Raw genomic sequence first — 25,766 nt, 5'->3', positions numbered from 1 at the left:
ACGCCGCTACTGCGCGAACGCATCGAGAGCCAGCGCGCCGGCCGGCCGGTCGAAGCGCTGCTCGATCTGCTGGATCGCCTGCGCGAGGAACTGCAGGAACATGCCCATCGCCACCGCGGTGGTCTGGCCCGCGCGCTGGTAGAGGCAGCTGAACGAGCGCGCGCCCGCGTCGGCCAGGCCGGTCCACACCAGGCGGCCGGCCGCCACGTCTTCCACCACGTTCTCGGCGATCAGGAAGCCGATGCCCGTGCCGCCGGCCACCAGGCGCCGCACCATCGCGACCGAGCTGGTCTCCACCAGCGGGCGGGTCTGGCGGTGCGCGCGCAGGTCGATCTGGTCGACCATGGCGCGCAGCTCGGTATCGGGCGTCATCAGGATCAGCGGATGCTCGAGGCAGTCGCGCAGCCGCGGCAGCTTGCCCAGCGCCGTGAGCGGATGGCCGGGCGGCGTGACCAGCCCGAGCTGCTGCGCGAAGGCGCCGATCTCCTCCACGCCCGGCGGCGGCTTGCGGCGCAGGCAGTAGCCGATGTCGGCCTCGCCGGTCGCAACCCAGCGCAGGATGTTCTCGCCGCTGCCCGAGCGCACGCCGTAGGTCACGCCGGGGTAGCTCTTCATCGCGGCCTCGATCACCTCGGGCACCAGTTGCTCGGCCGAGGAGTGCGAGACCGCGAGGTTGATGTGGCCGCGGCGCAGCGAGCGCAGGTCCTCGACCTGGCTCAGCGCGCTGTCGAAGTCGCGCTGGCCGCGGCGCACCGCGGCAATCATGATCTCGCCCGCCGTCGTGAGCTGCATGCCGCGCGGCAGCCGGTCGAACAGCGGCGCGCCGACCTGCTCCTCGAGGTTGAGGATCTGCTGGTGCACGGCCGCGGCCGTGAGGTGCAGCGACTCGGCCGCCTTGCGGATCGAGCCGCGGCGGGCGACCTCGTCGAAGCAGCGAAAGGACTGGGAGATGGCGCGCATCGGGGCAATGTACGTTTTTTCCTGACGCACCGTTCAAAACAATCATATTTTCCTGACGGCTCGGGCGGCCTAGATTCGGCGCCATCGCACTGAGGAACCCGTCTTGAACACTCGCATCCGTCCCGCCTCCACCGTCGACCAGGTCACGCAGCGCCGCCGCGGCGTCGGCCTGATCGCCCACGATCCCGTGCTCAGCGCGGGCGGCTACACGCTGATCGCGCCTCAGACCGCGCGGGGCCACGTCTACCTCGTCGGCATCGACGGCGAGGTGGTCCACCAATGGAAGCTGCCGGTGCGCGCGGGCCGCCATGCCGTGATCCTCGGCAACGGCAACCTCGGCTACAACGGTAACCACGCCGATTCGCTCGACCGCTACCCCGCCTGGTCGATGTGGCACGGCGGCGACTTCCGCGAGCTCACGCCCGAGGGCGAGCTGGTCTGGCACTACGAGGACCCGTCGCATCACCACGACGCCATGTGGCTGCCCAACGGCAACCTGCTGTACGCGGCCTGCGCGCCCGTGCCCGCCGACTTCGCACGCCGCGTGCCCGGCGGCACCGCGCACGCCGGCGACGACACCATGTACGGCGACGTGATCCGTGAAGTGAACCGCGCGGGCGAGATCGTCTGGGAATGGAAGTGCTGGGAGCACCTCGCGCCCGAGGACTTCCCGATCCACCCGGGCTTCGGCCGCTACCACTGGCCGCTGGTCAATGGCCTCGACGTCGACGCCGAGGGCCTGGTGCTCATGAGCCTGCGCACCACCTCGGGCGTGATCGGCGTCGACAAGGCCAGCGGCCAGGTGCGGCTGCACATTCCGTCGAGCGTGGTCTCGCACCAGCATGCGCCGGTGGCGCTGCCCAATGGCCGCATCCTGGTATTCGACAACGGCAACTTCCGCCATGGCGCGCACGTGGCCTTCTCGCGCGTGCTCGAGATCGACCCGGCGACCCACGAGGTCGCGTGGTCCTATGCCGACGAGATGGTCAACGCCTTCTACACCGCCTTCATGGGCAACGCGCAGCGGCTGCCCAACGGCAACACGCACGTCACCGAGTCGGCCACCGGCCGGCTGTTCGAGGTCACGCCTGAGGGCGAGGTGGTCTGGGAGTACGTGATCCCGTGGTTCGACGAGTACCCCGACGAGGCCGCGCGCAAGACCGGGCCGGGCCGGCTCAACAGCGTGTTCAAGACCTACCGCTACACGCGCGAGCAACTGCCGTGGCTGCGGGCCTGATGACCGATCGCGCCATGAAAACCTCCACCCTCCTCGCCCGCGCGCTGTGCGCCGCCGCCGCGCTGCTCTCCTTCGCCCCCGCGGCCAGCGCCGCACCCGAAGTGCAGAACGTGCGCATCCTCTCCAACTGGTTCGCGCAGCCCGACCAGGCCGGCTACTGGCAGGCGCAACAGGACGGCCTCGGCAAGGAAGCGGGCATCCGCATCAGCGTGCTGCAGGGCGGCCCGAAGATCCAGACCGTGCCGCAGGTGGCCTCGGGCCAGGCCGAGTTCGGCATCGGCAATGCCGACGACGTGCTGCTCGCGCGGCTGCGCGGCGCGCCGGTGCGCGCCGTGTTCGCGCACCTCGACCACGTGCCCTACACGCTGGTGTATCACGCCGACCCGGCCGTCAAGGGCATCGCCGACCTGCAGGGCCGTACCTTCGCGGTCAACATCGGCAATGCCTACTGGGAGTGGACCAAGAAGCGCTACAAGCTCGCCAACACGCGCGAGATCCCGGTCTCGGGCGACCTGAGCCTGTTCCGCGACGATCCGAAGATGGTGCAGCAGGGCTACTCGCTGTTCCTGCCCGCGCGCATGGCCGCGAGCGGCCTCGCGGTGCAGCAGATCACGCTGGCCTCGCTCGGCTACCGGCCCTACAGCGTGCTGTTCACCACCGACGAGCTGATTCGCACCAGGCCCGCATTGGTGAAGGCCGCGATCGCCGCGGTACAGCAGGGCTGGCGCAACTACGTGCGCGACCCCTCGGGCCTCAAGCCGCTCTTGACCGGCATGAACAAACAGATCTCGCCCGAGATCTACGACGCCGCCAACAAGCTGATGATCGAGACGCTGGTCTCGCACGACCTCAACCGCGTCGGCTGCATGGACGACGCGCGCTGGAAGGAGCTGGCCGGCCAGTTGCGCAGCGTGGCCTTCCTGCCTGCGGGCTTCGACGAGCGCCAGGCCTACGACCGCGGCCTCGTGCCCGGCTGCCAGCCATGAGCATCGGCGCTTCGATCGCGCTCGAGGGTGTCTCCAAGCGCTTCGACCGCGGCCTGCAGGCGCTCGACCCGATCGACCTCGAACTGCGCGCCGGCGAGTTCGTCTCGCTGGTCGGCCCCTCGGGCTGCGGCAAGTCGACGCTGCTGCGCATCCTGGCCGGCCTGGTGGCCCCCAGCACCGGCCGCTGCCGCCTGGGACCGGGCGCCGAGGCCGCCAGGGCCTTCGTGTTCCAGGAGCCGGCGCTGCTGCCCTGGCGCACGGCCGGGCGCAATGCGCAGTTGCTGATGGAGCTCGAAGGCCTCGCGCCCGACGAGCTGCAGCGCCGCGCCGCCGAGGCGCTCGCGCTGGTCGGCCTCGCGGGCATGGAGAAGCTCTATCCGCACCAGCTCTCGGGCGGCATGCGCATGCGGCTGTCGCTGGCGCGCGCGCTCGCGCTGCGCCCCGGCCTGCTGCTGCTCGACGAGCCGCTGGCCGCCGTCGACGAGCTGTCGCGCGAGCTGCTGCAGGAGGAGCTGTCGGCGCTGTGGCGCCAGGCCGGCTTCACCGGCGTGCTGGTGACGCACAGCGTGCACGAGGCCGTGTTCCTCTCGAAGCGCGTGGTCGTGATGTCGCCGCGGCCGGGCCGCGTGGTCGAGGTCGTCGAGGTGCCGTTCGTCTTTCCGCGCACGCCGCAATTGCGCGCGAGCGCGGAGTTCGCGCGGCTGGCCGGCGAGGTGACGGCCGCGCTGCGGCGCGAGACCGTGCCGCGCGCGGCATTCGCATGAGGCAGGCCACGCCATGACCCCCCACCCTTCCTCTTCGATCGCCGCGCGCTGGACGCGCGACGCCTGGCCCGTCGTGCTGGTCGCCGTGCTCGTCATCGGCCTGTGGTTCGCGCTGACCGCCACCGTCTACCGCGGCAAAGGCTACCTGCTGCCCTCGCCGCTCGAGGTGGGCGCGGCTGCCATCGAGAACGCCGGCCTGCTGCTGATGGCCGCCTTCACCACGCTGAAGGAAGCGAGCCTGGGCTTCCTGGTCGCCATCGTCGGCGGCATCGCGCTGGCGGCGCTGCTGAGCCAGTCGCGGCTGCTCGAGCGCAGCCTCTATCCCTACGTGGTGCTGCTGCAGACCGTGCCGGTGGTGGCGATCGCGCCGCTGATCGTGCTCTGGTTCGGCTACAACGAGGGCTCGGTGGTCGTGATCAGCCTGATCATGTCGCTGTTCCCGATCGTCAACAACACGCTGCTGGGGCTGCGCTCCACCTCGCGCAACCTGGTCGAGCTGTTCGCGCTGCACAACCGCAGCCGCTGGACCGCCTTTCGCAAGCTACAGCTGCCCGCGGCGCTGCCGCACATCATCGCGGGCCTGCGCGTGTCGGCGGGGCTGTCGGTGATCGGCGCCATCGTCGGCGAATTCATCATCGGCTCGGGCAATGCCGAGGGCGGGCTCGGCGTACAGATCGTGTTCGCGCAGGGCCGCATGTACACGGCGCTGCTGTTCGCCGAGGTGATCGCGGCCACGCTGCTGGGCTTTCTGTTCTTCGCGCTCGTGAGCGCGGTGGGCCGCGCGCTGCTGCGGCACTGGCACGAGTCGGCGATGCCGGGCTGAGGCCCTTCAGTCCAGCCAGCCGCCGCTGTCGTGCACCGAGCGACCACCGACCAGCGTCAGCTCGGCATGCACCTGCCCCAGCGCCTCCAGCGGCACCGTGAGCGGATCGGCATCGAGCACCGCGAGGTCGGCATAACGCCCCGGCGCCAGCGTGCCCTTGCGGTCCTCCTCGAAGCTCAGGAAGGCGCCGTTGCGCGTCACGGTCTCGAGCGCCTGCAGCCGGCTCAGCGCCTGGCCCGGGCCGATGGCACGGCCGGTGGTGCGCTCCTCGCGCGCCACCGAGGCCCACACCGCGGTGAACAGGCTCACGGGGATGTTGTCGCTGCCCGCGGCCAGCGGCAGCCCGGCTTCGAGCAATGCGCGCTGCGGCAGGAATTCCTCCTGCCGCTCGCGGTCGGCCAGCCGCGGCGCGCCGTTCTTCCACAGCATGTAGAACGGGATGCTCGTGACCATCAGGCCCAGCCGCTTCACGCGTTCGATGTCGGAGGCCGTGACGTAGCCCACGTGCTCCACCACCCAGCGCCGGCCCGCGAGCGGGAAGCGCGCGTCGATGGCCTCGAACACCTCGAGCACCTCGGTCAGCCGGTCGACCACCACGCTGTGCACGCGCAGGTCGTGCTCGGCCGCGAGCCAGGCGTAGTCGCGGAAGTCCTCGATGCGGTTGGCCCATTCGACGAAGCCCATCCAGCCGGTGTTGGGCAGCGCGCGCCGCACGGCGTTGGCCGCGGCGCGGTCGCCGCCCAGGCCGACGTAGATGCCGCCGATGGCAAGCATCGGGTCGCCGCTGCCGCGCCCGCGCGCATGCGCGAGCCAGTCGCGCATCGCGAGCCGCGCCTCGGCCACGTTCGACCAGGTCGGGCTCACGCACAGGCGGGTGCGCATGCTGAGCCCGCCCTCCTCCCACAGCCGGCGATAGACCGCGATGGTCTCGGGCGAGGAGCCGTGGCCCTCGTAGATGCTGGTGGTGCCGCAGGCGTGGTAGAGCGGCAGCGAACGGCGCAGCCCCTCGAGCCGGTCGTCGAAGCCGAAGGCCGGCACCTGCGTGAGCACCGAGAACTCGACCAGCGGCCGCTTGTTGGTCTCGACGATCACGCCGTTGGGCCGGCCGTCGTCGCCCAGTTCGATCTGCAGCCCGCCGCAGTCGGGGCAGGTGTGCTCGTCGATGCGGTGCAGCGCCAGCGCGCGGCTGTTGAGCGCGCTGTGGCCCGGCGGCACGCCCCAGTTGCCGAACAGGCCCGGGATGTAGACCGGATGATCGGGCGCCACCGCGTCGAGCTCGTGCCGGTTCGGCATGCGCCGTTCGGCCAGGTTGGACGGGCCGCCGAAGTAGAACGGCGGCCGGCCCACGGGCATGGTCACGATCCAGCGGCCCGGCGGCGTGCGCGCGGCCTCGGCCGCGACCACCGCCAGCACGTCGGCGATGCAGGTGGCATGCGCGAGGCTGGGCCGCAAGGTCTTCAGGCCCTCGCGCTCCATGTGCGCATGGGCGTCGACGAGGCCGGGCAGCACGGTGCGGCCGCCGAGGTCGATGACGCGCGTGTCGGCGGTGCGCGTGCGCGCCACCTCGGCCTCGCTGCCGACCGCGAGCACGCGGCCGCCGGCCAGCGCCACCGCCCGCGCGGGCGCCGCGCTGGGCTCCATCGTCAGCACCTGGCCGTTGGCCAGGATCAGCTCAGCGGCGGCCATCGGCGCCATACCAGGGGAACAGGCGGTGCAGCAGCCAGGCGAACAGCTGGTCGGCCAAAAATCCGATGGCGCCGAGGAACAGCAGGCCCACGAACATGATGTCGACGCGGAACACCAGGTGCGCGAACGAGATCAGGTAGCCCAGGCCCTGCTCGGCCCCGACCAGCTCGGCCGCCACCAGCACCACGAAGGACACGGCCGTGGCCTGGCGCAGCCCCGCGAACACGAAGGGCAGCGCGGCCGGCAGCGCCACCTGCGTCATGGCCGCGAAGGGACTGGCGCCGAGCGCGGCGGCCGAGCGCAGGTAGACGGCGGGGATGTCGCGCACGCCGATGAAGGTGTTGACCCAGACCGGGAAGAAGGCGCCCCAGGCGATCAGCATCACCTTCGAGAGATCGCCGAGCCCGAACCAGACGATGGCCAGCGGCACGATCGCGATCGCCGGGATGGCGCGCAGGCCGTGCAGCACCGGGTCGGTGAACTGGCGCAGGGTGGTGCTGCGCCCGGTCAGCACGCCTGCCACCACGCCGAGCGAGGCGCCGAGCAGGAAGCCCCAGAGCGCGCGCAGCAGGCTCGCGCCCACGTGCGGCCAGATGTCGCCCTTGCGCCAGGCCATGTCGAGCAGCACACCAGCCACCTGCGAGGGCGGCGGGAACATCTTGGTGTTGATGCCGGGCACGACGCGCGGCGCGATCTCCCAGGCCAGCAGGAAGGCCACGATGCCGGCCGCGCCCAGCAGCAACTGGCGCCGGCGCGCGCGCCGCTGCCGCGCGAGCCGGTCGCGCCGGAAGTCGCGTTCGAGCGCTTCGCGCCGCGACAGCGATGCCTCGGCCGGCGCCGCCTCGGCACGCGCGCGCAGGTCGTCGAGCGCCGCGCTCACGAGGCCACCTCTTCCGACTGCGCGAAGGCCGCCGCGATGCGCGCATAGGCCGCGCCGAAGGCCGGGTCGGCGCGCTCGCGCGGATACGGCAGGTCGACCTCGACGATCTCGCGGATGCGTCCCGGGTGCGGGCTCATCACCACCACGCGCTGCGCGAGGAAGACCGCCTCCTCGATGTTGTGGGTGATGAAGAACACCGACAGCCCGAGCTCGCGCCACAGCCGCAGCAGCTCGCGCTGCAGGCTCGCGCGCGTGAGCGCGTCGATGGCCGCGAAGGGCTCGTCCATCAGCAGCACCTTCGGACGCGTGGCGAGCGCGCGCGCCACCGCCACGCGCTGGCGCATGCCGCCCGAGAGCTCGAAGGGATAGCGCCGCGCCGCATGCGACAGGCCCATGAGCGCGAGCAGTTCCTCGGCGCGCGCGCGGCGCTCGGCGGCGCCCAGGCCCAGCATCTTGAGGCCGAACTCCACGTTGCGCCGCGCATTGAGCCAGGGGAACAGCGCGTACTCCTGGAACACCACGCCGCGGTCGGCGCCGGGCCCGGTCACGGGCTGGCCGCCGGCCGTCACGCTGCCCGTGGTGGGCTCGACGAAACCCGCGATGGCGTTGAGCAGCGTGGTCTTGCCGCAGCCGCTCGGGCCGATGGCGCAGACGAACTCGCCCTCGCCGATGTCGAGGTTCACGTCGGTCATGGCCCAGTTCAGCTCGCCGTTCGACGAGGCGTAGAGCTTGGAGGCATCGCGCACGCTGACGATCGCGCGCGAGGCCGTGTGGTTCGCGCCCATGGCCTCAGCCCAGGCGCACGCGATCGGGCGCCGCGGCCTTCAGCGCATCGGCGTAGATCAGCTTGCGGTAGAGCGCGCGCAGGTCTTCCTTCGGCGGCGTCGCAAGCCCGGCCTCGACGGCCCACTGCGCGTTGAGCACCAGGTCGTCGAGCAGCCGCTCGTCGAGCCGCACGCCGACCGAGACGGTCTCGAGCCCGGCCTTGGTGGTCTCGACCGTGGCCTTGGTGCGCTCGGCCACCAGCGCGATCGCCTCGGCGGTCTGGGCGCGGTAGAAGGCCTCGGCATCGAGCAGGCTGCGCACCGCGGCCTCCACCAGCTTGGGGCGCGACTGCACCAGCGATTCGCTCGCGGTCAGCACGTAGTGGCTCAGGAACACCTTCTCCAGCCCCGTGTCGTCGAGCACCTTGACCTTGCCGCCGCTGTCGGCGATGGCCTTCTGGCCCGCGTCCCAGCCCCAGGCGAAGGCATCGATGTCGCCCTTGGCGATGGCGGTCACGGCATCGGGGCCGCGCAGGTTGACCAGCGTCACGTCCTTGAGCGCGAGGCCGTGCAGCGAGAGGAAGCGGCTCAGGAAGTAGTGGCCGCTGGTGCCGACCGTGGTCGCCACGCGCCTGCCCTTGAGCTGCGCGCCGGTCGCGATGCCGCGGTCGCTGCGCGCCGCCACCACCATGCCGCTCGACAGCCGGCTGAACTCGGCCACGATGACCGCGCGCACGCCGTTCGCGCCGGCCAGGCCGATCACGCTGTCGGTGGCGGTCGCGAACTGGGCCTTGCCGGCCACGGCCGCGTCGAAGGCCAGCCGGCCCGAGGTGAACTGCAGCGTGGTGGCCTCGATGCCGTGGTTCTTCCAGAGGTTACGGCTCGACACCAGGTAGGGAATGGCCCAGCTGAAGCCCTGGCTCTCGGCGACCACGATCTTCTCGAGCGATTGCGCGCGCAGCGGCAGGGACAGGCCGGCGGTACCGGCGAGGGCGGCGAGACCGAGGCCGAAGCGGCGGCGGTCGATGGGATGCGAGGAGTTCATGGGGTCGGAGGGAGGAAAAAGAATACGGAACGCGAGGGCTCAGCCATAGCCATAGGGATTCGGCACGTCGCCCGCCAGCAGCCAGGCGCCGATGCCCTGGTGCCGGTAGTCGAGCGGGTCGTGCAGCGTGTGCACGCGCACGTTGCGCCAGTAGCGGTCGAGGTTGTGCTTCGAGGCGGTGCCGCGCGCGCCCACCAGCTCGAAGATCTGCGAGGTGACGTGCAGCGCCGTGCGCGCGGCCTGCGTGCGCGCGGCAGCCACGTCGATCGCGAGCGCCCCGCGGCTTTCGGCCGTGAGCGCGAAGCCCTGCTCCCAGGCCTGCTGGAAGCGCTCGTTGGCCTGGTTCGACAGCGCGGTGGCGGCCTGCAGCGCCGACCACATCTCGCCCGCGCGCAGTTGCAGCAGCCGGTCGTCCTCGGCGCGCTCCACGCCGGCCATGGGCCAGGGCTGGGTGTGGGCGCGCAGATGCTCGATGGCGGCGCGCAGCGCGCCGAAGGCATTGCCGAGGTAGATCTCGGTCAGCACGATCTGGCCGATCAGGTTGCGCAGCGTGGCGCGCGGGCTCGAGGCCACGCCGGGCGGGCCGAGGATCTCGTCGTGCGCGATGCGCACGCGCCGGAACTCGACGTTGCCGCTGTCGGTCTGGCGCTGGCCCATGTTGTCCCAGTCGCCGAGCACCGTGATGCCCGCGCGCGAGGTCGGCACCACGGCGAACAGCCGGTCGGTGGGCTCGGGGCCGAGCACCACCGAGACGTTGAGCACGTCGGAGTCTGGGGCGCCCGAGCAGAAGCCCTTCACGCCGTCGATCTCGATGCCGTCGTCGGTGCGCGCCGCCTGCAGCCGGGTGTCGCGTGCATTCACGGCATTGCCCCAGAACCAGCGCTTCTCCACCGCCTCGCCGAGGAAGCGCGCCTGCTGCGCCTCGGAACCGAACAGCAGCACGCTCGCCACCTGCAGGTGCTGGAAGCCGAACAGGTGCGCGAGCGAGCTGTCGGCCTGCGCGAGCCGGCGCAGGATGCGGAAGATCAGCGGCCAGGCCGCCTGCTGGCCGCCATGGGCCGCGGGGATCGCGAGCGTGAGCAGGCCGCTGCGGCGCAGCAGCGCGCGTTCGGCCAGTGCCGTGCCGCCCGCGCGGTCGCGCTCGGCGGCACTGGCGGCCAGGGTGTTCGCGAGCGCGAGCACCGGCTCGGTGAAGACGCCGAAGTCCTCGGCGAAGGGATCGGCCGCCGATGGCGTGCCCTGGGGAGCGGAAGAAGAGGACACGGGATGGCGGCCTGCGGTGGAGAAGAGGAAGCGGAAAGCGGGGGCGGGCCGGAACGCGGGATCGGAGAGCGGCGACGCCGGCCGCGGCGGCTGCACGCATGATGCCGAGCCGGACCCCGTTCGCTTAGAACATTCCGGAGCATGGATATGCGCCGCGCGTTCAGCGCCGGTGGTCGACGCGCCGCGCCAGCCACTCGCCGACGAACTGGATCGCCGACACCAGCGCGATCAGGATCACGATCACCTCGAACATCACGCGCGTCTCGTAGCGCTCGTAGCCGTAGCGGATCGCCAGGTCGCCGAGGCCGCCCGCGCCCACGGCGCCCGCCATGGCCGAGGCATTGACCATCGCGATCACGCTGACCGTCATGCCGCCGATGATCCCGGGCAGCGCCTCGGGCAGCAGCACGTGGCGCACGATGTGCCAGCGCCGGCAGCCCATGGCGCGCGCGGCCTCGACCAGGCCCGCGTCGACGTCGTTGAGGCTGACCTGCGCGATGCGCGCATAGAACGGGATCAGGTTGGCCGCCAGCGGCACCACCGCGGCCCAGGTGCCGAGCGTGGTGCCGACCAGGAAGCGCGTGACCGGCAGCAGCGCGATCAGCAGGATGATGAACGGGATCGCGCGGCAGACGTTCACCGCGATCGACAGCGCCCGGTGGAAGCGCGGCCGCGGATAGAGGTTGCGCGGCGCCGTCACCGTGAGCACCACCGCGAGCACCAGCCCCAGCGCGATCGCGATGAAGGCCGAGACGCCCACCATCAGCAGGGTCTGGAAAAAGGCCTGGACGTACTTGTCAATCTGCGGCGTGGACATAGCCCAGGACCTCGATGCGGTCGGCCGCGAGCGCCTGGCGCGCGGCTTCGATGTCGAAAGAAGGGTCCGCGCCCACCGGCACGGCCACCAGCAGCCGGCCCTGCGCATGGCCGCGGATGCGGTCGAGCCCGCCGTGCAGCCAGGTTGCACCGGGGCCGAGCGCGGCCAGCGCCTCGAAGGGCAGGCCCCGCGGCCGCGCGGCGCCGTCGAAGCCCAGGCTCAGCACCCGCAGGGCCGGCCGGCCCGGGATGCCTCCAAGGCCTTCGACGTCGGGCACCAGCGCCGCCGCAAGGTCGGGCGGCAGGTCGTGCAGCAGCGGCTGCAGCAGCGCGCGCGTGGCCTCGGCCCGCGGCTTGCCGAACACGCGCCACACCTCGCCGAGCTCGACGAGGCGGCCGCGGTCGAGCACCAGCACGCGGTCGCAGACCTCGCGGATCACCGCCATGTCGTGCGTGATCAGCACCACCGTGAGGCCGAAGCGCCGGTTGATGTCGCGCAGCAGCGCGAGGATAGCCTGCGTGGTCTCGGGATCGAGCGCCGAGGTCGCCTCGTCGCACAGCAGGATCTGCGGCCGGTGCACCAGCGCGCGCGCGATGCCCACGCGCTGCTTCTGCCCGCCCGAGAGCTGCGCCGGCCAGGCATCGGCCTTGTCGGCCAGGCCGACGAGTTCGAGCAGTTCGTCCACGCGCTCGCGGATGCGCCGCGGTTCCACGCCCGCCACCTTGAGCGGCAGCGCGACGTTGTCGCGCACGGTCTTGGCCGACAGCAGGTTGAAGTGCTGGAAGATCATGCCGATGCGCCGGCGCAGCGCGACCAGGCCGTCCTCGTCGAGGCCGCCCACGTCCACGCCGTCGACGCGCACCGTGCCGCCGCTCGCGGCCTCGAGCGCATTGACGGTGCGCAGCAGCGTGGACTTGCCAGCGCCGCTGCGCCCGATGATGCCGAAGACCTCGCCGCGCTCGACGGCGAACGAGACCGCCTCGAGCGCCGCCACCGTGCCTGCCGCGCCCGCGTAACTCTTGGAGACCTGCTCGAAGACGATGTGGGCCGGCGCCGGTGCCGGCGTCGTCGCGGCGCTCAGAACACGGGCAGTACCGAACCCTGGTACCGCGTCTGGATGAACTGGCGCACCTCCTCCGACTGATAGGCCTGGACCAGCGGCTTGACCCAGGCCGCGTTCCTGTCCTTCTCGCGCACCACGATGATGTTGACGTAGGGGTTGTTCTCCTTCTTCTCGACCGCGAGGCCGTCGCGCGTGGCGATCAGGCCGGCCTGGTAGGCGAAGGTGTTGACGATGGCCGAGGCATCCACGTCCTCGAGCGAACGCGCAAGCACCACCGAGGCGGCCTCCACCAGCTGCACCTTCTTCCTGTAGCCGGTCACGTCGGCCAGCGTGGCGGTGCCCTTGAAGGGATCGAAGCCTTCGCGCAGGGTGAGCACGCCCCGGTCGCGCAGCACGACCAGCGCGCGCGTCTGGTTGCTCGGGTCGTCGGGAATGCCGAGCTTGGCGCCGTCGGGCAGGTCCTTGAAGGCCTTGTGCTTCTTCGAATAGAAGGCGATCGGCGAGATGTAGGTATTGCCCACGCTGACCAGCTTGTAGCCGCGCTGCTTGACCTGGTCGTTGAGGAAGGGGATGTGCTGGAACGAATTGGCCTCGAGGTCGCCGTTGTTGAGCGCCTCGTTGGGGCTGGCCGAGCCGGTGATGACCACCGGCTTGACCTCGAGGCCGTTGCGCCTGGCGACCTTGGTGACCACTTCCCAGATCTCCTCGTCGACGCCGCCGCGCACGCCCACGCGCAGGATCGGCGATTGCGCGAGGGCCGCGGTCTGCGCCCAGAGCGCGGTCGAGGCGAGGACGAGTGCGCCCAGGGCGCGAAGAACACTGCGTGTGTGCATGACTTTCTCTTTTCGGTTGCCGTTTTTTGCTGCGGCCGATCTTCGAAGGCCCCGCCATGGCGGAAAAGGAAAGTTTTCGCACAAGCAATCTCGCTGCGCGACGAAGGCGCGGATCGATCCGCGCCGCGCGCCGCTGACGCGCTTGCACATGCGCATTCCGAAGTTGCCGTGGCGCGAGGCCACCGATACGGTCGACGGCTTCGCATGTCACCCTGCCTGGAGTTCCTTCGATGACCGCTTCGCTGCCTTCCCTCCCGCTTCCGCCGAGCCGCCGCACGCTGGTGCGCGGTGCCGCCGCCGCGCTCGGCGCCGCCGGCCTCGGCCTGCTGGGCCGCCGTGCCTGGGGCGCCGACAACGACAAGCCGATCACGCTGTCGTGGACCGGCACCGGCCTGTGCCTGAGCCCGATCGTGATCGCCAACGAGCTCGGTTATTTCGCAAAGAACAACGTGAAGGTGGAGATCATCAACTTCGCGGGCGCGGTCGACCAGGTGCTCGAATCGATCGCCACCGGCAAGGCCGACATCTCGCTGGGCCTGATCCATGCCTGGCTCAAGCCGCTGGAAGCGGGCTTCGACGTGAAGGTGGTGGGCACCGCGCACGCGGGCTGCATCCGCGTGCTCGCGCCCAAAACCTCGGGCATCGCGAGCATCGAGGCCGTGAAGGGCAAGACCATCGGCGTCTCGAGTCCCGCGGGCTATGGGCGCCAGTTCTTCTCGACCGCGCTGGCGCGGCGCGGCGTGAACCCCGACCAGGACGTGCAGTGGCGCGTGTTCCCGGCCGACCAGCTCGACATCGCGCAGAAGAAGGGCGAGATCGATGTCATCGCCGACTCGGACCCGAACCTCTACCTGATCGAGAAGCGCAACCCCGGCGCCTACCTCGAGATCGCGAACATCCTCAAGGGCGACTTCAAGGACCGGCTGTGCTGCATCGTCGCGGCGCGCGGCGAACTGGTGAAACGCAATCCGCAGCAGGTGGCGGCCGTGGTGCGATCGCTGCACCAGGCCGCGGACTTCATCGCCGAGAACCCCAACGAGGCCGGGCGCGCGGTGAGCAAGCTGTTCCCGAAGGTGGCGCAGCAGGACCTCGGCAGCATCCTCTCGACCATCGGCTACACGCACCACGCCAAGCGCTTCGATCTCGCGAAGGAGATCGAGAGCTATGCAGTCGACCTCAAGCAGGTGGGGGTGCTCAAGAAGAGCACCGATCCGGCGCGCTTCGCGAAATTCCTGACGGTGGACGTGCTGGCCTGAGCGCCTGCTTCAGGCCGCCAGCGGCTCGGGCACCGCGGCCAGCAGCGAGCGCGTGTAGTCGTGCGCGGGCCGCGACAGCACCTCCTCCACCGGCCCCTGCTCGACCAGCCGGCCACGGTTGAGCACCAGCACGCGGTCGGCCACGTGGCGCACGAGGTTGATGTCGTGCGAGATGAACAGCAGCGCCGTGCCCAGCCGCGACTGCAGCTCGGCGATCAAGTCGATGACCTGGGCCTGCACCGAGACGTCGAGCGCCGACACCGGCTCGTCGCAGACGATCAGCGCGGGCTGCGCCGCGAGCGCGCGCGCGATCGCCACGCGCTGGCGCTGCCCGCCCGAGAGCGAACGCGGAAAACGCTCGGCCAGCTCGGGCGCCAGGCCCACCTGCTGCAGCAGCGCCGCGATGCGCGCGCCCGTCTCGGCGCGCGGCAGGCCCTGCAGGTTCTCGGCGATCACCTGCGACACGCGGTAGCGCGGATCGAAGCTGCTCAGCGGATCCTGCGGGATGTACTGCAGCCGTGGCCGCAGCGGCCGCCGCGCGGCCTCGGAGATGCCCGACCACGGCTGGCCCAGCAGCCGCACCGTGCCCGCGTCGGGCTCGAGCAGGCCGAGCACGATCTTCGCGCAGGTGGACTTGCCCGAGCCCGATTCGCCGACCAGGCCGAGCACCTCGCCGGCCGCGATCGAGAACGACAGGTCCTCGAGCGCCACGAAGTCCTCGCGCGGACCCAGCCCGCGCCGCACCGCGAAGCGCTTGCCGATGCCCCGGACCTCGAGCACCGGCGCCTGCGCGGCCGGCACCGGCGCGCGCGGCGGCAGCGGCTCGCGCACGATGCGCAGCCGCGCCCCGGGGCCCTCGCCGGTTGACTCGAAGCGAGCCGACGACAGCCGGCTGCCGCGCGAGGAGGTCGAGGGCACGGCCGCGATCAGCTGCCGGGTGTAGCCATGGCGCGGGCTCGACAGCACGTCGCGCACCGGGCCTTGCTCGAGCACGCGGCCATGGCGCATCACGAGCACGCGGTCGGCGATGCCCGCCACCGCCGACAGGTCATGGCTGATCAGCAGCAGGCCGCTGCCTTCGTCGCGCACGCGCCGCGCCAGCACCTCGATCACCTGCTTCTGCAGCGCCGCGTCGAGCGCGGTGGTGGGCTCGTCGGCCACGATCAGCGGCGGCAGGCCCGCGATGGCCGCCGCGATCAGCGCGCGCTGGCGCAACCCGCCCGAGAGCTGGTGCGCGTACTGGCCGATGCGGCGTTCGGGATCGGGCATGCCCACGCGCGCGAGCGTTTCCAGCACGCGCCGGCGCACCGCCGTGCGGCCGCGCAGCAGGCCATGGTGCTCGAGCACCTCGCCGACCTCGCGGCCGATGGGGCGCAGCGGATCGAGCGACACCAGCGCGTCCTGCATCACCAGCCCCGCGAAGGTGCCGCGCAGGCGGCGCCAGTCGGTGGCATCGAAGCGGTTCGCGTCGCGCCCGTCGATCAGGAACCTGCGCGCATGCACGCGCGCGCCCGGCCCGGCGAGCGCGAGCAGGCTGCGCGCGGTCACGCTCTTGCCCGAGCCCGACTCGCCGACCAGCGCCACGCATTCGCCGCGCGCGATGCGCAGGTCGAGCGCCTCGACCACGGTGCGCTCGCCCGCGGGCGTGTCGAAGCGGACCGTGAGGCCTTCCACATCGACCAGCGGAGCATCGCTCATGCCAGCCTCCCCTCGAAGCGCCGCTGCAGATGGTGGCCGAGCACGGTGAACGAGATCACCGTGAGCGTGATGGCCGCGCCCGGGAACACGCCGGGCCACCAGGCCACGCGCAGCACGTCGCGGCTCTCGGCCAGCATCACGCCCCACTCGGGCGTGGGCGGCTGCGGGCCGAGGCCGAGGAAGCTCAGGCCCGAGGCCGCGAGCACGGTCGATCCCACGTAGACGGTAGCGGTCACGGGCACCGCCACCAGCACGTTGGGCAGCAGATGGCCGAAGAACACCTGGGCGCGGCTGCGGCCGTAGATGTAGGCATGGGTCACGTAGTCGGCCTGGCGCACGATGCGCGTCTGCGCGCGCACCACGCGCGCGAACTTCGGAATGCCCGCGATGCCGACCGCGAGCGCGATGTTGGCCAGCCCCGGGCCGAGGAACACCACCACCAGCATCGCCAGCAGCACGCCCGGAAAGGACGAGATCACGTCGAACAGCCGCGACAGCCCCTCGTCGAGCAGCCATTGCTTCTGGCCCGCCACCAGGCCCAGCAGCACGCCGGCCAGCACCGAGATCGCGGTGCCGCCGATGCCGATGAACAGCGAGTAGCGCGCGCCATGCACGGTGCGCGAGAGCACGTCGCGGCCGAGCCGATCGGTGCCGAAGGGATGCTCGGCGCCCGGCGGCTGCAGCACCGCGAGGAAGTCGCCCTCGAGCGGATCGAGCGGCGCCAGCCAGCGCGGCGCGACGGTGGCGATCACCAGCAGCGCGACGAACAGCGCCGACAGCAGCACCGCGAGCGGCGGCAGGCGCCGGCGCGGCGCGCTCGACGCGGGTGCGCCACCCGCGGGCAGCGCGACGGTCTCGGATGCGGAAGTCATGATGCCTTGAGCCTCGGGTCGATCAGTGCATAGAGCAGGTCCAGCAAGGTGGACGCCGCGACGTGGATGAAGGCCGCCAGCAGCACCACCGCGAGCACCACGGGCGCATCCTGGCTCAGCACCGCGTTGAGCGTGACGGTGCCCAGGCCGGGCCGGCCGAACACCTTCTCGGTGATGACGGCGCCGCCGAGCAGGCCGCCGATGATCCAGCCGCCGAGCGTGACCACGGGCAGCGCCGCATGGCGCAGCACGTGCCGCAGGCGCAGCCGCAGCTCACCCAGGCCGCGCGCGCGCACCGTGACCACGAAGGGCTGCTCGAGCGCGCGCTCCATCGCCTCGCGCAGCACCTGCGCCAGCAGGCCCGCGGTCGGCAGCGCCAGCGCGGTCGCCGGCAGCACCAGCGCGCGCCAGTCGGCCGCGCCCGAGACCGGGAACCAGCGCAGCGTGAACGAGAAGGCCATCAGCAGCAGGATGCCGAGCCAGAACACCGGCGTGGAGGCGAACACCAGCTCCAGCATGGAGGCCGCCGCGCGCGCGAAGCGCCCGCGGCCCGAGGTCAGCGTGGCCACCACCACCGCGAACAGCAGCGCCAGCACGCCGGCCGCGAGCGCGAGCTCGACCGTGGGCCACAGCTGCGCCATCACCACGCGCGCCACCGGCTGGCGCAGTTCGTACGAGGTGCCGAAGTCGCCGCTGGCGATGCGCGCCAGGAAGCCCAGGTACTGCTCCCACAGCGGGCGGTCCAACCCCCACTCGGCCGCGATGGCCTCGCGCAGGCCCGGGTAGTCGAGGTCGCCGGCCAGGATGTCCTCGACCCGGCCCGGCAGCGCATGCAGGGCCAGGAAGGCCGCGGTGGCGCTGCCCCACGCCACCAGCAGGCCGGCGCCCAGCCGCGAGATCACCAGTCGCCACATGACGGGCTCAGCGCTCCGACAGCCACACGTCGTGGAAGTTCGACGGCGAGTCGAGCTGCGTCTCGAACGACAGACCGCGCACCCGGCTCTTGGCCGCGAGCTGGTAGTTGGCCGAGAACAGCGGCACGATGATGCCCTGGTCCACCGCGTGGCGCTGCGCGGCGTCGACCAGCTTCTTCTTCTCCTCGAGATTCGTGGAAGCCAGCGCGTCGTTGATGTAGCCGAACAGCGTCCTGTCGCCCTTGTCGGCCACCGCGCGGATGAAGCCGCTCTCGCCGATGTTGCCCTGCAGCTCCTGCGCCGCGTCGGCCGGCAGGTAGGTGTTGGGATAGATGCTCCACGAGCCCTTCTGCAGCTGCTGCGCCCACTCGCCGCCGGTGACGAAGCGCAGCCGCAGGTCGAAGCCCAGGTTCTTGCGCAGCTGCGCCTGCAGGCCCTGGATCAGCACGTCGCGGTTATCGCGCACGAAGGGCTGCGGATAGCCGACCTCGATGGTCAGGCGCTGGCCGTCCTTGGTGCGGAAGCCCTCGGCGTCGCGGCCGGTCCAGCCCGCTTCGTCGAGCAGCTTGTTGGCCGCGGCCGGGTTGTTGCCCCAGCTGCCCTCGAGCGCCTTGTTGTAGAAGAAGCTGTCGGGGCCGATGTTCGACCAGGCGCGGCGGTAGGTACCGCGGTAGACGCTCTTGACCAGCGCATCGATGTCGGCGCCGTCGCGCAGCGCGCGGCGCACGCGCACGTCGGTGGCCGGCGGGATCGTGTAGTTGACGTTGAGGGTGAACGAGGTCTGCGCGCCCGCGGGGCCGACCAGGAACTGGAAGCCCGGCTGGTCCTTGAACAGGCCCACGTCGGTGGGCTGCACGCCCTCGATCACGTCGACCTGGCCCGAGCTCAGCGCGCCCGCGCGCACCGCGTACTCGGGCAGGAAGCGCACCGTCACGCGGTCCAGCCAGGCCGGGCCCTGGTGCGCCGCATAGCCGGGCGCCCACTGGTAGCGCGGGTTGCGCGCGAAGCCGGCCGACTGTCCGCGCACGTAGTTCTGGAACACGAAGGGACCGCTGCCCGCGATGGCGGGGCCGCCGCCGCACAGGTCGTCGCCCGACTGCAGCGACTTCGGCGAGATCAGGCCCAGCCGCACGCTGGCGATCGATTCGAGCAGGCCCGAGTCGGGCCGGGCCAGCTGCAGCCGCACTTCGCTGGCCGACACCACCTGCACGCGTTCCACCGCCTTGAGCAGTTCGCCGGCGGCGTTGGTGTTCTTGGTGTCGCGCACGAAGTCGAAGTTGAACTTCACGGCCGCCGCGTCGAGCGGCGTGCCGTCATGGAACTGCAGGCCCGGCTTGAGCTTGAAGGCATAGGTCTTGCCGTCGGGCGAGACGCTCCACTCCTGCGCCAGCCAGGGCAGGAACTTGCCGCCCTTGCCCTTGGCGACCAGCGAGTCGATGTAGTTGCGGATCAGGATGTAGGAGTTCTGCTGCGTCGAGCGGTGCGGGTTGAAGCAGATCGGATCGGTGGTGACGCCGAAGACCACCTCGCCGCCCTGGCGCGGCGTGTCGGCGGCCAGCGCGAGGTTCATGCCGCACGCCGCGAGCAGGCCGGCCTGGAGGATGCGCGGCAATGCGCGCCGCGGGGAAGCAGGGGCAAGGGAGATCTTCATGACGACGGAAAGGAACGTGAGAAAGCCGCGCGGACGAATCCGCGCCTGGAAGAAAGGACAAGGAGTCGGCGCGCGCGGCGCCGGCCGTGCAGGCCCGGGCGAACGCCCGTGCACGGGCAGCGCCGATCTTCGAAGCTCAGGGCTTCGCGGCTAACGAAAGTTTTCGCAGAAGCTATCTCGCTCAGCGCACATGGAGCGCTTCAGCGCCCTTCATCCGCTCAATCCAGAAGTCCGTCCCAGTAGAGACGCGCTGCAGCCAGCACGGTCCGCATCTGCGTCGTGTGCGCGAGCCTGAAGGCCGCGCCGCGCACGGTCTCGTCGGGGAACTCGCTGATCAGCGTGAACGGCACGGTCGAGCGCTCGTCGGTGATCACCATGCAGGGAATTCCGTTGATGGGCGCGAACGGCAGCTCGCCGACGTGGGCATGCCACATGCGCTGCTGGAGCGCATTGAACGCGGCCAGCTCGGCCGAGCCCGCGAGCAGTTCCTTCGTGAGCGCATCGAGGAAGCGCAGGCCGTCGTGGCCCCGGTGCTGGCGCAGGATCAGGAAGAAGCCCTTGGGCACCGTCCACAGCTCGCTGCCGCGCGGCACGTAGCCGGCGCGCGGGCGCGTCCATTCGTGCGCCGGGTAGCCATGCAGGCTCAGGTGCAGGCGCGCGCCGGTGCGAGCGATCGCCTCGAGCCGCGGCGCCTTCTCGCCGAAGGGCGGCTTGGTGCGCGCCTCGAGGTCGTCGCCCAGCGCGGTGTAGCGCGCGGCATGCGCCATGTGCGTGGGATCGGTCTGCTGGAGCCGATGATGCAGCGCCGCGCCGTCGGGGTTCTCGAGCGCGACCAGCGCATAGTGCGCGCCGGGCAGCGCATTGAGCAGCGGTGCCGCGCGCAACGCGCCGACCACGCCCGAGCTCTCGTTCGCATGCTGGCCGGCCGTGACCACCAGGCCCGGCAGCGTGCCGCGCACATGCAGGCCCGCGACCGGGCGGCCCTGGAACGAGGTCACGCCGAAACGCTCGCCGGGCAGGCGCGCCATCGCGGCCTCGACCTCGACCGGGGCCAGCGAGCGGTCGGCGGTGTCGAGCACCAGCGTGGTGTCGACGGGCGGGTCGATCCGCCGATGCGCGGCCAGCCGCACCGTGACGCGCGTGTCGTCCTCGCTGCGCGAGATCAGCGGCACGATGTGGCCAGGCTGCAGCGTGCGATCGGCATCGTCGAGGCCGGCGCGCGCCTTGAAGAACTCGAGCGCGCCGTAGTAGCAGTCCTCGTGCAGCGCCTCGAAGGTGTCGATGGTCTCCTCGCCGAAGGGCAGCCGGCGTTCGATGCCGGTGGTGGCGATCGCGATCTCGAGCGTGTCGAACAGCGGCAGCGTGTCGCTCCAGGCATGGCCGCGCACCGCGTCGAGCGCGGCCGCGCAGGCGACCTCGAACTCGGTGGGCAGCGCGGCGTCGTGCACCAGCGCGTCGCCGTCCCAGACGCGCAGCCAGCCGCAGGGCGAGGCGGTGGCATCGTTGGGCGCGAACACGCGCCACTGCCGTTCGCCGGCGGTCACGAGGTGCTCGCCGGGCAGCTCGCCTTCGGCGAAACGCAGCGCGACGCCCTCGCCGAGCAGGCCGGCCAGCGGATAGGCCTCGAGGCGAAAGCGCTGGCCCTGGCCCGCGGGCGTGCGGACCTCGATCGAGGTCGCCCCATCGCCCTCGAATTCCTCGAGAAAGAAATGCACCAGCGGCTTGTAGGCGCTGCGCAGCACGGCCTGCACGCCTGCCGCGGCGAGCGCCTGCTCGGCGGCGCGGCGCATCGGCGCGTCCTCGAACAGCCAGGCTTCGATGCGCGTGACCGGGTGGGCGCCGAAGCGTTCGACCAGTTGCACCAGCGTGCGGGGGAAGGTGGCGTCGAGCAGCAGGGTCATGGCGGGAAGAATAAACCGCCTCGCGGCGTGGGGTTACCAACGGGCAGACACGCGGCCCCGGGGACAGGCGCCCCCAGTCTTGGCCCTCGGGCGCGCAATGCAAGCACGGAATCCGCATACGTTGATCCGTTTTCGTTCTTTGGCCCGCAGGTGGGCGCACGCTAGCCTGCGCCGGCTCCCGACTCACGGGGACCCTCATGGAAAGCCTCGCCTCGATGTCTCATGTCTTCGACAACCTCCCGCTGCCCACGGCACCCGCTGCCGTCGAGCCGGCCGCCAAGCCCTTGCCGCCGCGCCGCGCGCCACGCGTGCTGTCGCGCAACCGGCTGCTGCTGATCTCCTGGCTGGTGCCGGCCCTGGTGCTGGTGGCGTGGGAGCTGGCGGCGCGGGCCGGCTATCTCTCGATCCATGTGCTGCCCGCGCCCAGCAAGGTGGCGGCCACGGCCTGGGGCCTGATCCAGGAAGGACGGCTGATCAGCGACATGGGCACCAGCCTGCTGCGCGCGGCCACCGGCTTCGTGATCGGCGGCTCGATCGGCTTCGCGCTCGGCACGGTGGTGGGTTTCTCGCGGCTGGCCGAGGCGCTGTTCGACCGCAGCATCCAGATGATCCGCGCCATTCCCTTCCTCGCGATGCTGCCGCTGTTGATCGTCTGGTTCGGCGTGGACGAGGGCGGCAAGATCTTCCTGGTGTCGCTGGGCGTGATGTTCCCGATCTACATCAACACCGTGCTGGGCATCCGGCAGGTCGACCCCAAGCTGCTCGAGCTCGGCCGCGTGACGGGCCTGAGCAACGCCACGCTGATCCGGCGCATCGTGCTGCCGGGCGCGCTGCCCTCGATCCTCGCGGGCGTGCGCTATGCGCTCGCGGTGGCTTGGCTCGCGCTGGTGATCGCCGAGACCATCGCCACCAGCTCGGGCATCGGCTACCTCGCGATGGATGCGCGCGAGTTCCTGCGCACCGACGTGATCGTGCTGACCATCGTGGTCTACGCCACCATCGGCGTGGCCTCGGATGCGGTGGCCCGGCTGCTCGAACGCCGGCTGCTGGCCTGGCATCCCAACTACGCGGCGGGAGAGCGGCGATGAGCGTGCAGCCATCGCAACCCGAGGCCCCCGCTGTCGTCGTGCACGGCCTGCAGCGCCGCTATGGCGAGCGCACCGTGATCGGCGGGCTCGACCTGCGCATCGCGCGCGGCGAATTCGTCGCGCTCCTCGGCGAGAGCGGCTGCGGCAAGACCACGCTGCTGCGCGCGCTCGCCGGCCTCGATGCCATCGACGGCGGACGTATCGACGGACCGCGCCAGCCCGCGGTGGTGTTCCAGGAACACCGGCTGCTGCCGTGGGATTCGCTCTGGCGCAATGTCTCGCTGGGCCTCGACGAAGCCACCGGCAAGGCGCTCGCTCAGGCCGCGCTGGCCGAGGTCGGCCTCGGCGACCGGCTCGACGACTGGCCGCGCAACCTCTCGGGCGGCCAGGCGCAGCGCGTGGCGCTGGCGCGCGCGCTGGTGCGCGAGCCCCGGCTGCTGCTGCTCGACGAACCCTTCGCCGCGCTCGACGCGCTCACGCGCATCCGCATGCATGGCCTGGTGAAGGAGCTGGTGCGCCGCCACCGGCCCGGCGTGCTGCTGGTCACGCACGACGTCGACGAGGCGGTGGCGCTGGCCGACCGCGTGCTCGTGATGCGCGACGGCGCGATCGCGAGCGAATACGCCGTGTCGCCCGAAGCCAATGCCAGGCGCACGCATCCCGATGCCACGGCGCTGCGCGAGGCGCTGCTGGCCGAGCTCGGCGTGGCGGCCGACAGCGTGCCCGCCTGAACCTCCTTTTCGTTTTCCTTTCTCCACCGGCCTCTTCCCTTCATGACCTCCTCGTTCTCCCCGGCCTCGCGCCGCAGCTTCCTGCAGACCGCCGTCGTCGGCGCCGGCGCCCTGGCCACGGGCCTGGCCCAGGCGCAGGCCGCCGGCCCGGCCAAGGCCACGCGCAACACCGACACCGTGCGCCTCACCTGGGGCCGCGGCGGCCTGCCCGCGCTGGCGAAGAACCGCGGCGAGTTCGAGAAGCTGCTGGCCAAGGACGGCATCAAGGTGCAGTGGATCGGCCCCTTCCCCAACCATGCGCCCTCGCTGCAGGCCGTGACCGGCGGCAGCGCCGACTTCGGTTTCGGCGGCAGCACCACGCCCGCGCTGGCCGCCATGCTCGCGGGCTCGCCGCTGGTGTTCACGCAGTTCGCCATCGTCGAGCCGCGCAGCACGGCGATCATCGCCAAGGACGGCTCGGGCATCGACAAGGTGCAGGACCTGGTGGGCAAGTCGGTCGCGGTCAACCGCTCGGGCCTCGGCGAATTCCTGCTCGTGGCCGCGCTCGAGAAGCACAACATCGACCGCGGCAAGGTCAAGTTCGTCTACCTCAATCCGCCCGACGCCGGCCCGGCCTTCGCGCAGGGCAAGATCGACGCCTGGTCGATGTGGAGCCCGGGCGTGGACATCGCGCGCACCGAGTACAAGGCGCACGACGTCTTCTTCGAGGGCCGCGACCTCGACTTCCTGATCGACTTCAACTCCTACGTCACGCACCGCAAGTTCGCCGAGGAGAACGTGGCCATCGTGCGCGCCGTGAACGCGGCCTACGCGGCCGAGGCGAAATGGATCAGCGAGCATCCGGTGGAGGCCGAGACGCTGAACCAGCAGGACGCGGGCTACAGCGACGCGGTGCGCGACACGCTGGTCAAGCTCAAGCGCCGCTGGGACGTGCGCGGCGTGCAGGACGCGAAGTTCCTGCAGGAATTCCAGAAGGCCTCCGACTGGCTGTCGGAGCGCAAGATCCTGCCGCAGAAGGCCAGGGTCACGGACTACCTCGCGCGGCTGTGAGGACGGGGCAACACCTCGCGGCAGGAAGGCGACGGCCCCTCAGCCGCAGCGCGGCTCGCCGGCGCGGGTGCAGATCGGCACGAAGATGCGCGTGCCAGCGCGCTGCACCAGCAGCGCCGCCGTGCCGTCGGCCGTGTCGAGCTGCTGCGCCAGCGCCTCGGCGCTGTCGATCGGCTGGCCGTTGAGCGCGAGGATCAGGTCGCCCGGCTGCACGCCCGCGCGCGAGGCCGCCGCGTTCACGCGCTGCACCAGCAGGCCGCCCTCCACGCGCAGCAACTGCCGCTCGGCCTGCGCCAGCGGACGCACCGCGAAGCCCAGGCGCGACGGCGCGCTCGCGGCACCTGTCGCCAGCGGCGGCGTCTCGAAGCCGTCGACGCGCACCTCGAGCACCTGCTCCGTGCGGTCGCGCCACACCATCAGGCGCACGCTGTCGCCCGGCGTCTGCTCGGCGATGAAGCCCAGCGCATCGGCCGCCTGCACCACCTCGCGGCCTTGCACCGCCAGGATCACGTCGCCCGGCCTCAGCCCGCCGGTCTCGGCCGCGCCGCGCGGCTCCACGTAGTTCACCAGCGCGCCGGCCGGGCGCGGCAGCCGGAAGGTGTCGGCCAGCGCCTGCCCCATTTCCTGCACCGACACGCCGATGCGCCCGCGCGTGACCTTGCCGGTGGCCAGCAGCTGGTCCTTGATGCGCATGGCCGCGTCGATCGGAATCGCGAACGAGAGGCCCTGGTAGCCGCCGCTGCGGCTGTAGATGCGCGAGTTGATCCCGATCACCTCGCCGCGCAGGTTGAACAGCGGCCCGCCCGAATTGCCGGGGTTGATCGGCACGTCGGTCTGCAGGAACTGCATGTACTCCGCGCCCGGCAGCAGGCGCCCCTTCGCGCTCACGATGCCGGCCGTCACCGAGTTGCCGAAGCCGTAGGGCGAACCGATCTCCACCACGCCGTCGCCGGGCTCCACGCTCGAGGGCTCGCCGATGCGCACCGTGGGCAGGCCGCTCGCATCGATCTTGAGCAGCGCCACGTCGGCCACCGCGTCGAGCCCGACCAGGCGCGCGCGGAACTCGCGCCGGTCCGGCAGCTTCACCGTGATCTGCGTGCCGCGCGCCACCACGTGCGCGTTGGTCAGGATCAGCCCGTCGGCGCTGATGAGAAAGCCGGTGCCCAAGCTGGCCTGGTCGGTCTCGACGGGCTGCGGCTGCGCGCCGGGCACCAGCAGCAGCCAGCGGTCGCTGAGGCGGCGCGCCGGCGCCGAAGGCCGCTCCACGCCGATGTGGACCACGGCCGGCCCGTAGCGCTTGACCAGCTCCGCGAGCCCCGAGCTCGGCCAGGGCATCGCGGCCTGCAGCGGCCCGCCGAACGCCAGCCCCGCGAGCGCGACGGCCAGCGCCGCGCAGAAGCGCCACGTCCGCGTGCTCGCTCCGGCGGCGCGCGGCGAGGGTCTGGCGGACGAAACGGTCATGGCGGTCTTTCAGGAGCAAGGTG

23 protein-coding genes are annotated in these 25,766 nt (G+C 71.5%); 8 read left to right on the top strand and 15 right to left on the bottom strand.

Annotation, left to right across the window (positions count from 1 at the left end):
* Positions 1-6: 6 nt before the first annotated feature.
* Positions 7-960 carry a LysR family transcriptional regulator gene (locus tag AC1HIL_RS40180; protein ID WP_413765540.1) on the bottom strand — a complete coding sequence of 318 codons (954 nt, stop codon included), beginning with the start codon at positions 958-960 and terminating at the stop codon, positions 7-9.
* Between the two features lie 103 nt (positions 961-1,063).
* On the opposite strand from AC1HIL_RS40180, the gene AC1HIL_RS40175 reads away from it, so the two are divergent.
* The 4 genes from AC1HIL_RS40175 to AC1HIL_RS40160 are packed head-to-tail and all read left to right on the top strand — an operon-like array spanning position 1,064 to position 4,770.
* Complete coding sequence (locus tag AC1HIL_RS40175; RefSeq protein ID WP_479669379.1) at positions 1,064-2,197, top strand: aryl-sulfate sulfotransferase; 1,134 nt, start codon at positions 1,064-1,066, stop codon at positions 2,195-2,197.
* A 14-nt stretch (positions 2,198-2,211) separates the two neighbouring features.
* The gene (locus AC1HIL_RS40170; protein ID WP_479669380.1) at positions 2,212-3,183 is read left to right on the top strand and encodes an ABC transporter substrate-binding protein; all 972 of its coding nucleotides are present in this window, start codon (positions 2,212-2,214) and stop codon (positions 3,181-3,183) included.
* Positions 3,180-3,947, top strand: coding sequence for an ABC transporter ATP-binding protein (locus AC1HIL_RS40165; protein ID WP_479669381.1), 768 nt, complete (start codon positions 3,180-3,182; stop codon positions 3,945-3,947). Before AC1HIL_RS40170 ends, AC1HIL_RS40165 begins: the two co-directional genes overlap by 4 nt.
* Before the next feature lie 13 nt (positions 3,948-3,960).
* Positions 3,961-4,770 (top strand): ABC transporter permease, encoded by an 810-nt coding sequence (locus tag AC1HIL_RS40160; RefSeq protein WP_479669382.1) that lies wholly within the window; start codon positions 3,961-3,963, stop codon positions 4,768-4,770.
* A gap of 6 nt (positions 4,771-4,776) precedes the next feature.
* Here the strand turns inward: AC1HIL_RS40160 and AC1HIL_RS40155 are convergent, their stop codons facing one another.
* The 8 genes from AC1HIL_RS40155 to AC1HIL_RS40120 all read right to left on the bottom strand — a co-directional run bounded on the left by AC1HIL_RS40155 (position 4,777) and on the right by AC1HIL_RS40120 (position 13,121).
* Positions 4,777-6,456, bottom strand: coding sequence for an amidohydrolase (locus AC1HIL_RS40155; protein ID WP_479669383.1), 1,680 nt, complete (start codon positions 6,454-6,456; stop codon positions 4,777-4,779).
* Positions 6,443-7,336, bottom strand: coding sequence for an ABC transporter permease (locus tag AC1HIL_RS40150; RefSeq protein ID WP_479669384.1), 894 nt, complete (start codon positions 7,334-7,336; stop codon positions 6,443-6,445). Before AC1HIL_RS40150 ends, AC1HIL_RS40155 begins: the two co-directional genes overlap by 14 nt.
* Positions 7,333-8,121 carry an ABC transporter ATP-binding protein gene (locus AC1HIL_RS40145; RefSeq protein WP_479669385.1) on the bottom strand — a complete coding sequence of 263 codons (789 nt, stop codon included), beginning with the start codon at positions 8,119-8,121 and terminating at the stop codon, positions 7,333-7,335. Before AC1HIL_RS40145 ends, AC1HIL_RS40150 begins: the two co-directional genes overlap by 4 nt.
* A 4-nt stretch (positions 8,122-8,125) precedes the next feature.
* Complete coding sequence (locus tag AC1HIL_RS40140) at positions 8,126-9,145, bottom strand: ABC transporter substrate-binding protein (RefSeq protein WP_479669386.1); 1,020 nt, start codon at positions 9,143-9,145, stop codon at positions 8,126-8,128.
* Between the two features lie 39 nt (positions 9,146-9,184).
* Positions 9,185-10,408, bottom strand: a complete 1,224-nt coding sequence (locus AC1HIL_RS40135) for an acyl-CoA dehydrogenase family protein (protein WP_479669387.1) — start codon at positions 10,406-10,408, stop codon at positions 9,185-9,187.
* Positions 10,409-10,568: 160 nt separating this feature from the next.
* The gene (locus AC1HIL_RS40130; protein WP_261211133.1) at positions 10,569-11,225 is read right to left on the bottom strand and encodes a methionine ABC transporter permease; all 657 of its coding nucleotides are present in this window, start codon (positions 11,223-11,225) and stop codon (positions 10,569-10,571) included.
* Positions 11,206-12,306 carry a methionine ABC transporter ATP-binding protein gene (locus AC1HIL_RS40125; protein WP_479669661.1) on the bottom strand — a complete coding sequence of 367 codons (1,101 nt, stop codon included), beginning with the start codon at positions 12,304-12,306 and terminating at the stop codon, positions 11,206-11,208. Before AC1HIL_RS40125 ends, AC1HIL_RS40130 begins: the two co-directional genes overlap by 20 nt.
* On the bottom strand, positions 12,303-13,121 hold the full coding sequence (locus tag AC1HIL_RS40120; protein ID WP_479669388.1) for a MetQ/NlpA family ABC transporter substrate-binding protein: 819 nt from the start codon (positions 13,119-13,121) through the stop codon (positions 12,303-12,305). Before AC1HIL_RS40120 ends, AC1HIL_RS40125 begins: the two co-directional genes overlap by 4 nt.
* Positions 13,122-13,351: 230 nt before the next feature.
* Between AC1HIL_RS40120 and AC1HIL_RS40115 the strand changes: the two genes are divergently transcribed.
* Complete coding sequence (locus AC1HIL_RS40115; protein ID WP_479669389.1) at positions 13,352-14,377, top strand: ABC transporter substrate-binding protein; 1,026 nt, start codon at positions 13,352-13,354, stop codon at positions 14,375-14,377.
* A gap of 9 nt (positions 14,378-14,386) precedes the next feature.
* Here the strand turns inward: AC1HIL_RS40115 and AC1HIL_RS40110 are convergent, their stop codons facing one another.
* The 5 genes from AC1HIL_RS40110 to AC1HIL_RS40090 form a co-directional block, all read right to left on the bottom strand.
* Positions 14,387-16,075, bottom strand: coding sequence for a dipeptide ABC transporter ATP-binding protein (locus AC1HIL_RS40110; protein WP_479669390.1), 1,689 nt, complete (start codon positions 16,073-16,075; stop codon positions 14,387-14,389).
* Positions 16,072-16,947 carry an ABC transporter permease gene (locus AC1HIL_RS40105; RefSeq protein ID WP_479669391.1) on the bottom strand — a complete coding sequence of 292 codons (876 nt, stop codon included), beginning with the start codon at positions 16,945-16,947 and terminating at the stop codon, positions 16,072-16,074. Before AC1HIL_RS40105 ends, AC1HIL_RS40110 begins: the two co-directional genes overlap by 4 nt.
* Entirely contained in the window at positions 16,944-17,861 is a 918-nt protein-coding gene (locus AC1HIL_RS40100; RefSeq protein ID WP_057591208.1) for an ABC transporter permease, read from the bottom strand. The genes AC1HIL_RS40105 and AC1HIL_RS40100 overlap by 4 nt, the downstream gene beginning before the upstream one ends.
* Positions 17,862-17,868: 7 nt before the next feature.
* Positions 17,869-19,512 (bottom strand): ABC transporter substrate-binding protein, encoded by a 1,644-nt coding sequence (locus AC1HIL_RS40095; protein ID WP_479669392.1) that lies wholly within the window; start codon positions 19,510-19,512, stop codon positions 17,869-17,871.
* A gap of 218 nt (positions 19,513-19,730) precedes the next feature.
* Positions 19,731-21,413 (bottom strand): M14 family metallopeptidase, encoded by a 1,683-nt coding sequence (locus tag AC1HIL_RS40090; RefSeq protein ID WP_479669393.1) that lies wholly within the window; start codon positions 21,411-21,413, stop codon positions 19,731-19,733.
* 215 nt (positions 21,414-21,628) lie between these two features.
* Here AC1HIL_RS40090 and AC1HIL_RS40085 point away from each other — a divergent pair, with 215 nt between their 5' ends.
* Genes AC1HIL_RS40085 through AC1HIL_RS40075 form a run of 3 tightly spaced genes read left to right on the top strand, consistent with a single transcriptional unit; the run spans position 21,629 to position 24,282 of the window.
* Positions 21,629-22,501: an ABC transporter permease subunit gene (locus AC1HIL_RS40085; protein ID WP_479669662.1), complete on the top strand. Its 873-nt coding sequence runs from the start codon at positions 21,629-21,631 to the stop codon at positions 22,499-22,501.
* Positions 22,498-23,232: an ABC transporter ATP-binding protein gene (locus AC1HIL_RS40080; RefSeq protein ID WP_479669394.1), complete on the top strand. Its 735-nt coding sequence runs from the start codon at positions 22,498-22,500 to the stop codon at positions 23,230-23,232. Before AC1HIL_RS40085 ends, AC1HIL_RS40080 begins: the two co-directional genes overlap by 4 nt.
* A gap of 42 nt (positions 23,233-23,274) precedes the next feature.
* The gene (locus AC1HIL_RS40075) at positions 23,275-24,282 is read left to right on the top strand and encodes an NrtA/SsuA/CpmA family ABC transporter substrate-binding protein (protein ID WP_479669395.1); all 1,008 of its coding nucleotides are present in this window, start codon (positions 23,275-23,277) and stop codon (positions 24,280-24,282) included.
* Positions 24,283-24,321: 39 nt separating this feature from the next.
* Here the strand turns inward: AC1HIL_RS40075 and AC1HIL_RS40070 are convergent, their stop codons facing one another.
* Positions 24,322-25,743: a trypsin-like peptidase domain-containing protein gene (locus AC1HIL_RS40070; protein WP_479669396.1), complete on the bottom strand. Its 1,422-nt coding sequence runs from the start codon at positions 25,741-25,743 to the stop codon at positions 24,322-24,324.
* Positions 25,744-25,766 lie beyond the last annotated feature (23 nt).

The sequence above is a fragment of the Variovorax sp. ISS6 genome, from assembly GCF_056523145.1.
This window is presented reverse-complemented; position numbering and strand designations above follow the sequence as displayed.

Coding starts and splice junctions, on each gene's coding strand:
- AC1HIL_RS40080 (WP_479669394.1), top strand. CDS start 22,498: ATGAGCGTGCAGCCATCGCAACCCGAGGCCCCCGCTGTCGTCGTGCAC.
- AC1HIL_RS40130 (WP_261211133.1), bottom strand. CDS start 11,225: ATGTCCACGCCGCAGATTGACAAGTACGTCCAGGCCTTTTTCCAGACC.
- AC1HIL_RS40180 (WP_413765540.1), bottom strand. CDS start 960: ATGCGCGCCATCTCCCAGTCCTTTCGCTGCTTCGACGAGGTCGCCCGC.
- AC1HIL_RS40085 (WP_479669662.1), top strand. CDS start 21,629: ATGTCTCATGTCTTCGACAACCTCCCGCTGCCCACGGCACCCGCTGCC.
- AC1HIL_RS40095 (WP_479669392.1), bottom strand. CDS start 19,512: ATGAAGATCTCCCTTGCCCCTGCTTCCCCGCGGCGCGCATTGCCGCGC.
- AC1HIL_RS40160 (WP_479669382.1), top strand. CDS start 3,961: ATGACCCCCCACCCTTCCTCTTCGATCGCCGCGCGCTGGACGCGCGAC.
- AC1HIL_RS40170 (WP_479669380.1), top strand. CDS start 2,212: ATGAAAACCTCCACCCTCCTCGCCCGCGCGCTGTGCGCCGCCGCCGCG.
- AC1HIL_RS40155 (WP_479669383.1), bottom strand. CDS start 6,456: ATGGCCGCCGCTGAGCTGATCCTGGCCAACGGCCAGGTGCTGACGATG.
- AC1HIL_RS40105 (WP_479669391.1), bottom strand. CDS start 16,947: ATGACTTCCGCATCCGAGACCGTCGCGCTGCCCGCGGGTGGCGCACCC.
- AC1HIL_RS40075 (WP_479669395.1), top strand. CDS start 23,275: ATGACCTCCTCGTTCTCCCCGGCCTCGCGCCGCAGCTTCCTGCAGACC.
- AC1HIL_RS40145 (WP_479669385.1), bottom strand. CDS start 8,121: ATGGGCGCGAACCACACGGCCTCGCGCGCGATCGTCAGCGTGCGCGAT.
- AC1HIL_RS40120 (WP_479669388.1), bottom strand. CDS start 13,121: ATGCACACACGCAGTGTTCTTCGCGCCCTGGGCGCACTCGTCCTCGCC.
- AC1HIL_RS40165 (WP_479669381.1), top strand. CDS start 3,180: ATGAGCATCGGCGCTTCGATCGCGCTCGAGGGTGTCTCCAAGCGCTTC.
- AC1HIL_RS40100 (WP_057591208.1), bottom strand. CDS start 17,861: ATGTGGCGACTGGTGATCTCGCGGCTGGGCGCCGGCCTGCTGGTGGCG.
- AC1HIL_RS40115 (WP_479669389.1), top strand. CDS start 13,352: ATGACCGCTTCGCTGCCTTCCCTCCCGCTTCCGCCGAGCCGCCGCACG.
- AC1HIL_RS40140 (WP_479669386.1), bottom strand. CDS start 9,145: ATGAACTCCTCGCATCCCATCGACCGCCGCCGCTTCGGCCTCGGTCTC.
- AC1HIL_RS40070 (WP_479669396.1), bottom strand. CDS start 25,743: ATGACCGTTTCGTCCGCCAGACCCTCGCCGCGCGCCGCCGGAGCGAGC.
- AC1HIL_RS40110 (WP_479669390.1), bottom strand. CDS start 16,075: ATGAGCGATGCTCCGCTGGTCGATGTGGAAGGCCTCACGGTCCGCTTC.
- AC1HIL_RS40090 (WP_479669393.1), bottom strand. CDS start 21,413: ATGACCCTGCTGCTCGACGCCACCTTCCCCCGCACGCTGGTGCAACTG.